Below are 12,682 nucleotides of genomic sequence, written 5' to 3' on the forward strand. Positions count from 1 at the left end.
GCAGGCGTCATTCCTTGGGCAACAGCCCTGTGGACCGGAGGTAGTTGCGGGCCACATCCGCCGGCAGCCGCCGCCAGCTGTCCACCTCCTCATTGAGGTGCGCCAGATCGGCGGTGGTCAGGACCTTGTTGAGTTGGTTGAGCGCGGCGGCCGCCCGTGCGCTGCCCGCACGGGCGCGGTTGACGACGGGGACGACGTAGTCGGCGTTCTGGAGCTTCTTGTCATCGGCGAGCAGCACCAGGCCGAACTGGTCGAGGGTGGCATCGGTGCTGGTGGTCAGCACCATCTGGTCCTGGCCGTTCTGGACGGCCTGCTTGGCGGGCGTGGTGCCGACGCCCTTCGGGTCGATGGCGGTGATGTTGATCCCGTACTTCTTCTTGAGCCCCGGTGCACAGAACGGCCGCTGGACACACTCATCGCCCGCCGCCAGACGCACCGGCAGCTTGGCGCGGCCCAGGTCGCTGAGGGTCTTGAGGTGATGTGTGCGGGCGTAGGCGGCGCTCACCGCGAAGGCGTTCTGGTCGACGGCCCGGCCGGCCGGGAGCACGGTCAGACCGCGGGGGCCGGCGAGGCGGCGCAGCGCGGCCATGGTCGTGCCGAGGTCCGGCGAGGCGACCGGGGCCGCCTTGGACCCCTTGCTCTTGGCGTTGAGCCAGTCCGCGAAGGTTGCGGCGTACTCGGGAACGACATCGATCTGCCCCGCCTCCAGGGCCGGTTCGTACAGCTCACGGTTGCCGACCGTCAGGACGTGGGTGCGGTAGCCGGCCCGCTGGAGCAGGGCCGCGTACATCTGGGCAAGCAGCTCGCTCTCCGTGAAGCCCGCAGAGCCGATGGCCAGATCGTGGCTGTCACCCGGGGAGGCGGTGATCGCGGAGCGGTTCTCCAGGGAGGGGCCGCCGGCGCAGGACGAGAGCCCGAGCGCGGTAAGGACCACAAGTGCCGCGCCACCAGCCGCCCTCACCGGGTCCTCCCCCGTGCCCAGCCCGGCGCGCACCGCTGTGCCAGCTCGAATGCGGCCTCCATCAGCAGCGCGAACACCGCGACCAGGACCGCACCGGCGACCACCTGAGGCGTGCTGGCCAGGTTGAACCCCGCGGTGATGATCCGGCCGAGGCCACCGCCGCCCACCAGCGCGGCGAGCGTGGCGGTGGCCACCAGCTGGACCGCGGCGATCCGGATGCCGGTCAGGACGAGCGGGAAGGCCAGCGGCACCTCGACCCGCCACACCAGCTGCGTCCCGGTCATCCCCATGCCCCGCGCGGCCCGCACCACGTTCCGGTCCACCTCGCGCATCCCGACATACGCATTGGTCAGCAACGGCGGGATGGCGAACAGCACCAGCGCAATGATCGTCGGCCACTGCCCGTGCCGTCCGAGGGGAGTCAGCAGAAGCAGGACGAGGACGGCGAAGGTCGGCACCGCGCGGCCGATGTTGGCGAGGTTGACGGCCAGCGCACCGCCCCGGCCGAGGTGCCCGAGGGTCAGCGCGACCGGCAGTGCGATCAGGGCGCTGATGACCAGGCAGGCGAAGGTGAGCACGAGGTGCTGTTCGAGGCGGTGCCAGACACCGTTCTCACCGGACCAGTTGGCAGCGGTGGTCAGCCAGGCCCAGACCGCGGAGAGGGTGTTCATGTCCGCCGCCCGGCGGCTGTGACCAGCCGCTTCACTCCTTCGCCGGCCCGGGTCCGCCGCCGTGCCCGATGTCCGGCCCGGCGCCACGGGGTGAGCAGCCGTTCCGCGCCGAGCAGCAGCAGATCGAAGGCGACCGCGATGATCACGCACAGCACGGACGCGGTGAGCACCTGCGCCTTGAAGAAGGAGTTCATGCCGGCGTAGATGAGGTTCCCCAGCCCGCCGTACCCGACGATCGCCCCGACGGTGGTGAGCGCGACCGCCGAGACGGTGGCGATCCGCAGCCCGGCCATCGCGGCCGGTACGGCCAGCGGCAGCTCGATGGCCAGCAGTTGGCGCGTCGGCCCGTATCCCATGCCGCGGGCCGCTTCCTTGGCCTCGGCGGGAACACCGTCCAGACCCGCCAGGATGTTCCGTACGAGCAGGGTGAGCGAGTACAGGGCGAGGCCGACCACGACGAGGGTGGCGGACAGCCCGTAGACGGGCAGCAGCAGCGAGAACATCGCCAGCGACGGAATGGTGTAGAGGACCGTGGTGATGCCGAGCACCGGCCCGACCGTCCAGCGCCTGCGGCGGGCCAGCAGCGCCAGCGGGACGGCGATCACCAGCCCGAGCGCCACCGAGATCACCGTCAGCTGGATGTGCTGGACGACCGCGTCGAGCAGGATCTGCCGACGGGTGCTCAGGTAGTCGCCGCAGATCCAGTCGTTACGGGCCAGACAGTCGTCCGGCGAGGGTCCCGTCACGGTACGAGTCCACCCCGGCGGGGGCGGGGTGTCGCGGCGGACGCGTCCGATCGGGGTGGGCGCGGACGGCCGCCCCGACGGCCTCGGTGCCCACCCGCTTCCTTTCCTGCCGCACCTGCGCAGCCCACCTAGACACCCCACGTATACACGTGGCGTATACACCCTATGTATAGTCCCTCTCGGTTGGCCCCCTGTGATCGAGGGGCGGCGCGAGGCGGTGATGCCGCCGTACGCGTCGGCTTTGCCATGCGCAAAAACGCAGGTCATGGGCCCGCTGTTGCCCGCACCGCCCGAAGAGAGGCCCGCATGCCGAAGCAGATGCCCACGGCCCGCCGTACGTCCATAGCCGGGCTACTCGCGGCCACCACCCTGACCCTGGCCCTCAGCGGCTGCGCCACCTACGACGTCACCGCCCCGGCCGACGCCCGCGCCGACGCACCGGCCTCCGACATCAAGGCGAAGGACGCCCGCCTCGCCGCGGCCAAGGACGCAAGGAACGCGGACGGCAAGAACGCGGAGGGCAAGAACGGGGACGCGAGGAACGGGGGCGCGAGGAACGGCGGACGGACCACGGCCGGGAACGGCGACGGCGACGGCGACGTCGACTGCCGCAAGGCGAAGTGCGTCGCGCTCACCTTCGACGCGGGCCCCAGTGAGCACACCCACCGCCTGCTGGACATCCTCAAGAAGGAGAAGGTGCACGCGACCTTCTTCATGCTCGGCCAGAACCACGTCGACAAGCGCCCCGCCGAGGTGAAGCGGATCGACGCCGAGGGCCATGAGCTGGCCAACCACACCTGGTCGCACCAGATCCTGACCGACATCAAGCCCGAAGAGGCCACCCGCGAGCTGTCCCGCGTCCAGGACGCGGTCCGCAAGATCACCGGCAAGACGCCGAAGCTGATGCGCCCGCCGCAGGGCCGGACCGACGAAAACGTATCCGGGATCAGCAAGCGGCTCGGCCTGGCGCAGGTCCTGTGGAGCGTGACCGCCAAGGACTACCAGACCAACGACCCGGCCCTGATCACCAAGCGGGTGCTCGACCAGACCGAACGCGACGGCATCATCCTGCTGCACGACATCTACAAGGGGACCGTGCCGGCCGTCCCCGGCATCCTCAAGGAGCTCAAGAAGCGCGGCTACACGGTCGTCACCGTCTCCCAGCTGCTGTCCCCGGCGAAGCCGGAGCCCGGGATGGTCTACCGCCCGTAGTACCCGGCACGGGGCGGACGCCACAGAACAGGGCGGACCGGCGGCACGGGACGGGACGGGACGGGGACGGGACGGGCCGGGGACCGGACGGGCCGGACGGGCCTACGGAGCGGACGCCTTGGAGGCCGTGGGCGGCTGCTGCCCCACCGCCGCCCCCTTCCCGTTGAGCCGGTGCCACCAGTGACTGCGCCGCGGATGCACCGCGCGGCCCAGCCGGCGCCCCAGCAACAGATACCCGATCAGCGCGCCGGCGCAGTTGAGGATCACATCGTCGATGTCGAACGCCCGGCCGGTGATCAGCGCCCCCTGCACCAGCTCCACCAGCAGCATCACCAACGCCGTCGCCACACCGACCCGGAGCAGCCCGCGCGCCTGGGGCAGCAGCACCGGCAGCAGCACCCCGAAGGGCACCCCCAACAGGACGTTGCCGCCGAGCTGCTTGACCGTATCGGCCAGGTGCGGTTGCGCCAGATAGCTCCGGATCGAGTCGCCGGGGCGGAGGTTGGGGTGGGTCAGCGGCACCGAGGCCGCCGACGGGGTCAGCGTGACCCGCGCCAGCGCCACCGCGAAGGCCACCATCGCGGCGAACGCCAGCACCAGCAGAAGGATCCGGACGGCCAGCGGGGCCCGCGCGGCCACGGGGGACCACGCCGCCTCATCGCCCTGTTGCGTACGCGCCATGAGGTCACTCCCGGGGGTGCGAGGTGCGCTGTGCGCCGATGGGACATCCAGTTACCCGGGGTCCCGCGAATCATGTAGCCGGGAACGGACGCCGCGCCACGTGGCACACCCGTCCCCCCACACACACCACAAGGAACGCCACACGCAACAGGGGCGCCGGACAGCTCCGGCGCCCCTGCTCTCAGTTCCGCTGCGGCTCACCCCCGGGGGCGCTCCGCCTCCACCCGTCGACGCCCCTTGTCGTCGGACGCCGTGGGCGCCTTGGACGGCCCGGCCTGCTGCCCGGAGCCCGGAGCGCCGCCCTTCCCCGGTGCACCCGCGCCCGCCCCCGGCTTTTGCGACGGGGAGGCAGCCTGGGTGTCCTGCGGGAACGTCAGCTGCTGGCTCTGCCACTCCAGGGCCGGCACGACCTCGCGCCGCCAGGTCGCGAACTGGTGGCTGCCCTGCGGCAGGATGATCGAGTCGACCGACATCGGCGACTTCGCGGCATGGATGAACTTCATGGTCTCGCCGTAATCCGCCTCGCCCTTACGGCTGCTGGCGACCAGCGCGGAGATCTGCGGCGCGGGCAGGTTCTTCAGCCGCCACAGCAGATCGTGCTCACGCTCCCGCTGGGCGCCCTCGGGGCCGGGGCCGAAGAGGCTGCCGGTGGTCAGGTCGTCCTTGATCGCGTAGTCACCCGAGAGCGAGACCGCCGAGGTGTAGGCATTCGGGTTGCGCATCGCCAGCTGCAGCGAGCAGGAACCACCGGACGAGTACCCGAACGCACCCCAGGCACTGGGGTCGTGGCCCACCCGGTAGGCCGACTTCATGGCGTCCGGCAGGTCCTTGGTGAAGAACGTCTCGGCCTGCGGCCCGCCCGGCACATCCACACACTCGGTGTCCCGCGGCGGCGCGATCGTCGGCCGGACCATCACGATCACCGTCGGCTGCATCTTGCCCTGCGCGATCAGCCGCCCCGCGTTCTGCGGCACCTGGAGGTGCTGCGCGAGGTTCATGATCCCGCCGGGGTAACCGCTGATGACGACCATGACAGGGAACCGCTGACGGCGGAACTGCTGCTGGAAGTACTGCGGCGGCAGGTAGACGAAGCCGGGGTTTATGGCCCGGCTACGACGGCCGACGATCCGTACGGACTCGACCTTGCCCACCTTGTCCGCGGGCCCCTTGGGCAGTCCGGTCACCCGGTCGAGGCCCTGCGGACCGGCCGGCTGGACCAGCCCGCCCTTCATGTTGCCGACCGAGGCGTACTGCCCGCCCCCCTCGCTCACGGACACCGGGGCCTTGTCGTTGTTGCCCAGCAGCTCGTCCCAGTTGCCGTAGAACTCGAAGTTCGTGTTCACGGCGAGGGCGAGCGCACACACGATGGACACCTGGGTGACCATGATGGCGCCCAGTCTGCCCAGGACGGGGCCCACCCCGCGCCGCGACAGCCGAGGCCAGAGCCACACCGTGGCAGCGACGCAGGCCACCGCCAGCACGATCACCGTGTATTCGAGCGACTGACTGGTCAGCCCCATGCGCCCACATCTCCCGTCACCCTCGAAAGGGTTCTTGCCTTCTTACCGGCCGCCTAAGGCACAACGGGCGGCTCTGGACAATGGTCACCGGAGAAGACGGGCACACCTGCCCATCGGATACCTGAGCGACTCACTTCTTACCCAGCTCTTGCCACATCGTTTCCGCGGCGTGATGTGGGCGGGCCCGGAGCCGGTGCCGTGCCGGTGCCGTGGCCGGAGTCGTGGACGGATGTCGTGGGCGGGGCGGTGCCAACACGCCTTCCCCTTCAGTCCATTGCTACACCGGCCTCTGTGCGGCCAAGGTGCCCTGATCGACCGGGCGGGAGCCGGTGCACCGATCCGGGCGGGCGGTGCGTACCGTCGGGCAGCAAGTACGGACACGTCGAGCCGGTGGGTACGGACCGTCGGGGCGGTGGGTGCGCGGCCGTCGGGGCGGTGGGTACGTCCCGGCAGGGCGGCTCGTACGGACTGCGGGGAGGTTTTGTGGACGGCCGAGGAGATGGTGCGGACGACCGGACCACCTCGTACGCAGGGCGAACGCGCCCAGGCCGCGCCGACTGAAACCATCGGCCTCCGCAACACCCCCGGATGGCCCACCGCACAAGGCGCGGGGTCCCACGATGAGGCCGGTGTCGGCGGCTACCCTTACGTATCCGTCCTGGTCAGGGACATGTCCGCGCTTCACGGACATACGCCGCACCCACCACACGCAAGAGAGGTTCGCCGATGGGCATTCGGAGTCTGCTGCGCAACGCTTTCGGTCGCTCCAAGGCGACCCGTGAAGAAACCGGCGCGGCCCCGAGCGGCGCCGACAAGCCGGAATCCGCGACCATCCCGGAGGCTCGCGAAGAGTCCACCCCGGCCGCCACCCCGGAGGCCGAGGTCCCGGCCGCACGGACCGCTCCCACGGAGAGTCCCGACACGGACCTGGCTCCGGCTCCGACGACCGCGACGCTGCCGGCACAGGGCAGCCGGGCGGACCGCGGAGACCGGACGGACCGGGCAGACCGGGCGGCGGAGACCTCCGCGGTGCGGGAGGACGAGGCAGGTGCCGACGCCGGCACCGGCACCAACGCCCACGCCGACGCCGACGCTGGTGCCGGTGCACCCGCGACGACCGAGCCGTCCACCGCGGAGGCGGCCGCGGCCCCCGCTGCCACCCCGGCCGCTGCCGACCCCGTCTCCGACCTGGTGAGCCAGGCCTTCGACAAGCCGGAGCCCGTGGCGGAGGCCGAGAACGAGGCGGAGCCGACGGCCGAGGCCGAGCCGGAAGAGAAGCCTGAAGAGCAGGCGGAGGCAAAGGCCGACATCGAGCCGGAGCCCGAGGACAAGGCCAACACCGAGCCGAAGGCCGACACCGAGCCGAAGGCAGACGCCGACACCGACACCGACACCGAGCCGAAGGCCGAAGCCAAGGCAGAGGTCGCCGACCAGCCGGAAGCCACCCCCGAGGCCGAGCCGGCGACCGCGACGGAGCCGAAGGCGGAGGACCGGTCCGAGGGCGCGGGCTCCCTCCCCACCACGGCCCCCGCGCTCCTCAGCCTCTACAAGTCCGCGGCCGCCACCCTGGACAAGCACGGCCTCGCCACCCAGCGCGCCGCCGTCTACCTGGTCCTCGACCGCTCCGGCTCGATGCGCAACTACTACAAGGACGGCACGGTCCAGAACCTCGCCGAGCAGGCCCTCGGCCTCTCGGCCCACTTCGACGACGACGCCACCGTCCCTGTCATCTTCTTCTCCACCGACATCGACGGCACCGCCGATATCGACCTCACCAACTACGAGGGCCGCATCGCGGAACTGCACGCCGGCCTCGGCCACATGGGCCGTACGAACTACCACTGGGCCATCAACGCCGTCGTCGAGCACTACAGGAAGTCCGGCTCCACCGCCCCGGCCTTCGTCATCTTCCAGACCGACGGCGCCCCGACCTCCAAGCCGGCCGCCGAAAAGGCGCTCTGCGAAGCGGCCGGACTCCCCATCTTCTGGCAGTTCATCGGCTTCGGGGACCCGGACGCCAAGGGCTTCGACTTCCTCCGCAAGCTCGACGACCTGGCCGTCCCGGAGAAGCGCGTCGTCGACAATGCCGGCTTCTTCCACGCCGGCCGCGACCCGCGCGGCCTCTCCCACGACGAGCTCTACCAGCAGCTGATGGTCGAGTTCCCCGAGTGGCTCGCCGAGGCCCGCACCGCGGGCATCATCAAGGACAACTGACCGCTCTCCCGCTCCCCTGACGACACCTCACCGGCCGCGGCCGGGCCCCGGGCCCGCCGCGGCCGACCCCTTTCGTGCCCGGCTGCCCGGGGCCGCTCCCGCGAGAAAGAAAAGAACCTCTGGGACGGCTATCCGCCGGACGCCCCCAATGGCATTACTGATGCCGTATGACAGAGTGCTCCCCGAAATCACCGACCGCGAATACACCAGGGTGTCGCGCCATGACACCCGCCCATGCCGAATGCGGCGGACGGAATTCGACACCGGAATGCACTTATCCGTGAATGTTGAACAAGTCCGTCGATGTGGAACGAGGGGGAATAAATGAATATGCCGCAGCAGCCTCAGCCGGGTTCGGAAACGTGCCCGCACACGGTTTCCCGCCCGGCACGCCACTACCCGCGCAGCCGGTCGGCTCCCAGCAGCCCGGCGGCCCCCAGCAGCCGGCTCCGGGCGGCTGGATACCCGCGGGCCCGGCGCCGGGTCCTTACGGACCGCACGACCCCTATGGACAGCAGGGACCTCATGGACAGCCAGGGCCCCACGGACAGCAAGGCCCCTACGGCGTCCCGCAGCAGGCCCCGTTCGGGTACGGCAGGCCGGGGCTGCCGCAGCCGGTTCCGCCCAGGAAAAGCGCCGGAAAGGTGTGGGCGATCATCGGAAACACGGACGTCGCGGTGCCGGACCGGAAATACACCCCGAGCGGCGGCGCAGACCCGCTGACCTGTGGTGTGGATGTGCGCCGGCAGGCGGGACAGAAGATCACCCTGCCGTATTGCGTCTGGGCTGATTCCCGTACGAACGTGAGCGTCGCCACGGCCGACGGCGCCAACCCGGCGCAGGACCCGCAGTCCGTCGACCTCCAGGCGCTCGCCGACCGGACGGCCAAGATCCGCAGCGAGGTCCGGAAGCCCGCGGACTGAGATCCGGCAGCCCTGGGGCCGAGGCCCCAAAGCCCCAGGACGAGGCGCCCGGGTACGGCACGGAGCACCGGAGACGGACCGTGCGCGGCCGCCCCACGCCCTGCCCCGGCACAGCAGGCGCCACCCCGCCCCACTGCCTACGCTGAATGGGGGAAATGCCCTGTTTTCTCCCTGCCGCGCTCATGCGCTGGCCGGCGGGGCGTTCGGGGGTGGCCGTACCAGCGAGCGAGGTGGGTCGTGATGGGTGAGGCGAGCCGAGAGGGGGGCGGCGAGCCGCCTCCGGCGCCGCGCAGGCCCAGCGTTCCCTCCTGGGCCACCGCGGCCGAGCCCGATCCACGGCGCTGGTGGGCGCTGGTGGTGATCGCGATTGCACAGTTGATGGTGGTGCTGGACGCGACCATCGTGAATATCGCGCTGCCGTCGGCCCAGCGGGACCTGGGGATGTCGGATGCGAACCGCCAGTGGGTGATCACCGCGTACACGCTCGCTTTCGGCGGGCTGCTGCTGCTCGGCGGGCGGATCGCCGACCTGGTGGGACGGAAGAAGACCTTCATGATCGGGCTGGTCGGCTTCGCCATCGCGTCCGGCCTGGGCGGCGCGGCCACCGGGTCCGGGCTGCTGTTCGGGGCGCGGGCACTGCAGGGCGCCTTCGCGGCGCTGCTGGCGCCCTCCGCGCTGTCCTTGCTGACCACCACCTTCACCATCGGGAAGGAACGCAGCAAGGCCTTCGGAATCTACGGGGCGATCGCGGGCGGGGGCGCGGCCATCGGGCTGATCGCCGGCGGGCTGCTGACCGAATATCTGGACTGGCGATGGTGTCTGTACGTGAACGTCCCGATCGCCGTGATCGCCCTCACCGGCGCCGCCGTATTTCTGCGCGACCGGTCCGAGCGGGGGCGCGTCTCGCTGGACGCTCCGGGTGTGGTGCTGGGCTGCAGCGGTCTGGTCGCGATCGTTTACGGGTGCAGCGAAGCGGAGCCGCGGGGCTGGGGGGACGAGCTGGTCCTCGGGCTGCTGGTGGGGGGTGTGGTGCTGCTGGGTGTCTTCGCCTGGTGGCAGACGAGGGCACGTCACCCCCTGCTGCCGCTGCACATCGTCCGCAACCGGAATCGTGGCGGCGCCTTCCTGACGATGGCGCTGGCGGTCATCGGACTGTTCGGAATGTTCCTGTTCATGACCTATTACCTGCAGACCGTGCTCGGATATTCGCCGGTCAGGACCGGAGTGGCCTTCCTGCCGATGGTGGCGGCGATCGTCGTCGGGTCGACGCAGATCTCGGCGAGGCTGCTGCACCGGATCCCGCCACGGTTCCTGATGGTCCCGGGGGCCGTCCTCGCCTCCACGGGGCTCTTCACCCTGACATTCCTGACGGCCGAGCCCGCGTATGTCTCCCATGTGCTTCCGGCCATGCTGCTCGTCGGCCTCGGCATGGGCCTGACCTTTATGCCGGTGCTGGCGACGGCCACGTCCGGGGTGGCTCCGCACGACTCCGGAGTCACGTCCGCGACGGTCAACACGGCACAGCAGGTGGGCGGTTCGATCGGTACGGCGCTGCTGAACACGATCGCGACCTCGACGAGTGCGGCGTACATCGCGGATCACCTGGCGGCCGCGGCCCGCAGCAGCGGGGCGCTCGGCCTCACCCCGGCGGTGCGGGAGGGGATCGTGAAGAGCGGAGTGGTGCACGGGTTTACGGTGGCCATCGGGGTGGGTTCGGCGATCATGCTGCTGGCCGCGCTCGTCGCCGGGCTGCTGGTCAACGGCCGGCCCGCCAGGCAGGGCCAGGTCTCGGCGGCGGACAGCGAGGAATCGGCGGACGCGGCGGCGTGAGGCCCCGAAAAGCCCGCGCGGGCACCCCCACCCCGTCCAGTACGATATTGACGTTCCGTAAAGCAAATCCTCACTCACCGTAGCGACTTGGGAGCAGCCGGCAATGGCTCGACACCTCATCACCAGCGCCCTTCCGTATATCAACGGGATCAAGCACCTGGGCAACATGGTGGGGTCCATGCTCCCGGCCGATGTGTATGCGCGGTATATGCGGCAGCGCGGGCACGACGTGCTCTACATCTGCGCGACGGACGAGCACGGGACCCCCGCCGAGCTGGCGGCGAAGGACGCGGGCCAGTCGGTCGACGCGTTCTGCGCGGAGCAGCACGACAAGCAGAAGGCGATCTACGAGGGCTTCGGCCTCGAATTCGACTACTTCGGCCGGAGCTCGTCGCGGGAGAACGTGGAGCTGACGCAGCACTTCGCGCGCAAGCTCCACGAGAACGGCTTCATCGAGGAGCGGGCGATCCGCCAGGTCTTCTCGATCGCCGACGACCGCTTCCTGCCGGACCGCTACATCGTCGGTACGTGTCCGCACTGCGGCTACGACAAGGCGCGCGGCGACCAGTGCGAGAACTGCACCCGGGTGCTCGACCCGACCGACCTGATCGACGCCCGCTCGGCGATCAGCGGCAGCGGTGAGCTGGAGGTGCGCGAGACCAAGCACCTCTTCCTGCTCCAGTCGAAGCTGCAGCACGAGGTCGAGGGCTGGCTGGACGGCAACGGCAGCAAGGACTGGCCGACGCTGGCCTCGTCCATCGCGCACAAGTGGCTGACCGAAGGCCTTCAGGACCGGGCGATCACCCGTGACCTGGACTGGGGCGTTCCGGTGCCGGCCGATGTGTGGCCGGAGCTGGCGGCCGAGGGCAAGGTCTTCTACGTCTGGTTCGACGCCCCGATCGAGTACATCGGGTCGACCAAGGAGTGGGCGGACGCCGTCTCCGACGGGAGCCGCGACTGGAAGTCGTGGTGGTACGAGGCCGAGGACGTCCGGTACACGGAGTTCATGGCCAAGGACAACGTGCCGTTCCACTCCGTGATGTTCCCGGCGACGCAGCTGGGCACCCGCGAGCCGTGGAAGAAGGTCGACTTCCTCAAGGCCTTCAACTGGCTCAACTACTACGGCGGGAAGTTCTCCACCTCGCAGCGGCGCGGCATCTTCACGGACGCGGCGCTGGAGCTGCTGCCCGCCGACTACTGGCGCTACTTCCTGATCGCCAACGCCCCGGAGTCGGACGACACCTCCTTCACCTGGGAGCTGTTCTCGGCATCGGTCAACAAGGACCTGGCGGACACCCTCGGCAACTTCGTCAACCGGGTGCTGTCGTTCTCGCGCAAGCGGTTCGGTGACGAGGTGCCCGCCGGCGCCGAGGCCGGGCCCGCGGAGCAGAAGCTCGGGGAGGAGATCGCCGGGCTGCTGTCGGAGTACGAGGGCCACATGGAGGCCCTGCAGTTCCGCAAGGCCGCGGCCTCGCTGCGCGCCCTGTGGAGCGCGGGCAACTCCTACCTGGAGGAGAAGGCCCCGTGGCTGGAGATCAAGACCGACAAGGACGCGGCGGCGCTGACGCTGCGTACGGCGATGAACCTCATCCACCTGTACGCGATCGTCTCCAAGCCGTTCATCCCCTCGTCGGCCAAGGCGATGCGCGGGGCCTTCACCCTGGAGAACGACACCGCGGTGTGGGTCCGTGCCGAGGAGGCGAAGGCGCTGGCCTCGGTGCCTGCCGGAACGCCCTTCACGGTGCCGCCGGTGCTCTTCGCGAAGATCACCGAGGAGGACCTGGAGTCCTACCGCGAGCGCTTCGGCGGCGCGGAGCAGTAGGCCAGGACCGCCCGCACGCGTCGGTTCTGGCCGGCGCCCCGGGACGGTAACTCAGTAACCCCGTCCGGGCGCGGGTGTGTTCGCGCCGCGGATCTCTCAGCA

General features: G+C 70.3%; 10 protein-coding genes. 5 read left to right on the plus strand and 5 right to left on the minus strand.

Annotated features, from left to right (window positions below):
• Positions 1–7: 7 nt before the first annotated feature.
• The 3 genes from ACGFR7_RS10670 to ACGFR7_RS10680 are packed head-to-tail and all read right to left on the minus strand — an operon-like array spanning position 8 to position 2,378.
• Positions 8–961 (minus strand): ABC transporter substrate-binding protein, encoded by a 954-nt coding sequence (locus ACGFR7_RS10670; protein WP_393315981.1) that lies wholly within the window; start codon positions 959–961, stop codon positions 8–10.
• Positions 958–1,632, minus strand: coding sequence for an ABC transporter permease (locus ACGFR7_RS10675; RefSeq protein WP_393315984.1), 675 nt, complete (start codon positions 1,630–1,632; stop codon positions 958–960). Before ACGFR7_RS10675 ends, ACGFR7_RS10670 begins: the two co-directional genes overlap by 4 nt.
• On the minus strand, positions 1,629–2,378 hold the full coding sequence (locus tag ACGFR7_RS10680; protein WP_393315987.1) for an ABC transporter permease: 750 nt from the start codon (positions 2,376–2,378) through the stop codon (positions 1,629–1,631). The genes ACGFR7_RS10675 and ACGFR7_RS10680 overlap by 4 nt, the downstream gene beginning before the upstream one ends.
• Positions 2,379–2,684: 306 nt before the next feature.
• On the opposite strand from ACGFR7_RS10680, the gene ACGFR7_RS10685 reads away from it, so the two are divergent.
• Positions 2,685–3,590 carry a polysaccharide deacetylase family protein gene (locus ACGFR7_RS10685; RefSeq protein ID WP_393315989.1) on the plus strand — a complete coding sequence of 302 codons (906 nt, stop codon included), beginning with the start codon at positions 2,685–2,687 and terminating at the stop codon, positions 3,588–3,590.
• A gap of 102 nt (positions 3,591–3,692) precedes the next feature.
• Here the strand turns inward: ACGFR7_RS10685 and ACGFR7_RS10690 are convergent, their stop codons facing one another.
• Together ACGFR7_RS10690 and ACGFR7_RS10695 are read right to left on the minus strand one after the other, a co-directional pair.
• The gene (locus ACGFR7_RS10690) at positions 3,693–4,271 is read right to left on the minus strand and encodes a VanZ family protein (protein WP_393315992.1); all 579 of its coding nucleotides are present in this window, start codon (positions 4,269–4,271) and stop codon (positions 3,693–3,695) included.
• Positions 4,272–4,468: 197 nt separating this feature from the next.
• Positions 4,469–5,791 carry an alpha/beta hydrolase gene (locus ACGFR7_RS10695; RefSeq protein ID WP_393315996.1) on the minus strand — a complete coding sequence of 441 codons (1,323 nt, stop codon included), beginning with the start codon at positions 5,789–5,791 and terminating at the stop codon, positions 4,469–4,471.
• 726 nt (positions 5,792–6,517) lie between these two features.
• Here ACGFR7_RS10695 and ACGFR7_RS10700 point away from each other — a divergent pair.
• The 4 genes from ACGFR7_RS10700 to metG all read left to right on the plus strand — a co-directional run bounded on the left by ACGFR7_RS10700 (position 6,518) and on the right by metG (position 12,580).
• Positions 6,518–8,005, plus strand: a complete 1,488-nt coding sequence (locus ACGFR7_RS10700; RefSeq protein WP_393315999.1) for a VWA domain-containing protein — start codon at positions 6,518–6,520, stop codon at positions 8,003–8,005.
• A 644-nt stretch (positions 8,006–8,649) separates the two neighbouring features.
• Positions 8,650–8,928: a hypothetical protein gene (locus ACGFR7_RS10705; protein WP_393316002.1), complete on the plus strand. Its 279-nt coding sequence runs from the start codon at positions 8,650–8,652 to the stop codon at positions 8,926–8,928.
• A 354-nt stretch (positions 8,929–9,282) separates the two neighbouring features.
• Complete coding sequence (locus ACGFR7_RS10710) at positions 9,283–10,758, plus strand: MFS transporter (protein ID WP_393316531.1); 1,476 nt, start codon at positions 9,283–9,285, stop codon at positions 10,756–10,758.
• 103 nt (positions 10,759–10,861) lie between these two features.
• Positions 10,862–12,580, plus strand: coding sequence for a methionine--tRNA ligase (metG, locus tag ACGFR7_RS10715; RefSeq protein WP_393316005.1), 1,719 nt, complete (start codon positions 10,862–10,864; stop codon positions 12,578–12,580).
• Positions 12,581–12,682 lie beyond the last annotated feature (102 nt).

This window comes from Streptomyces sp. NPDC048516 (assembly GCF_043199875.1).
In the GTDB taxonomy this organism is placed as follows: domain Bacteria; phylum Actinomycetota; class Actinomycetes; order Streptomycetales; family Streptomycetaceae; genus Streptomyces.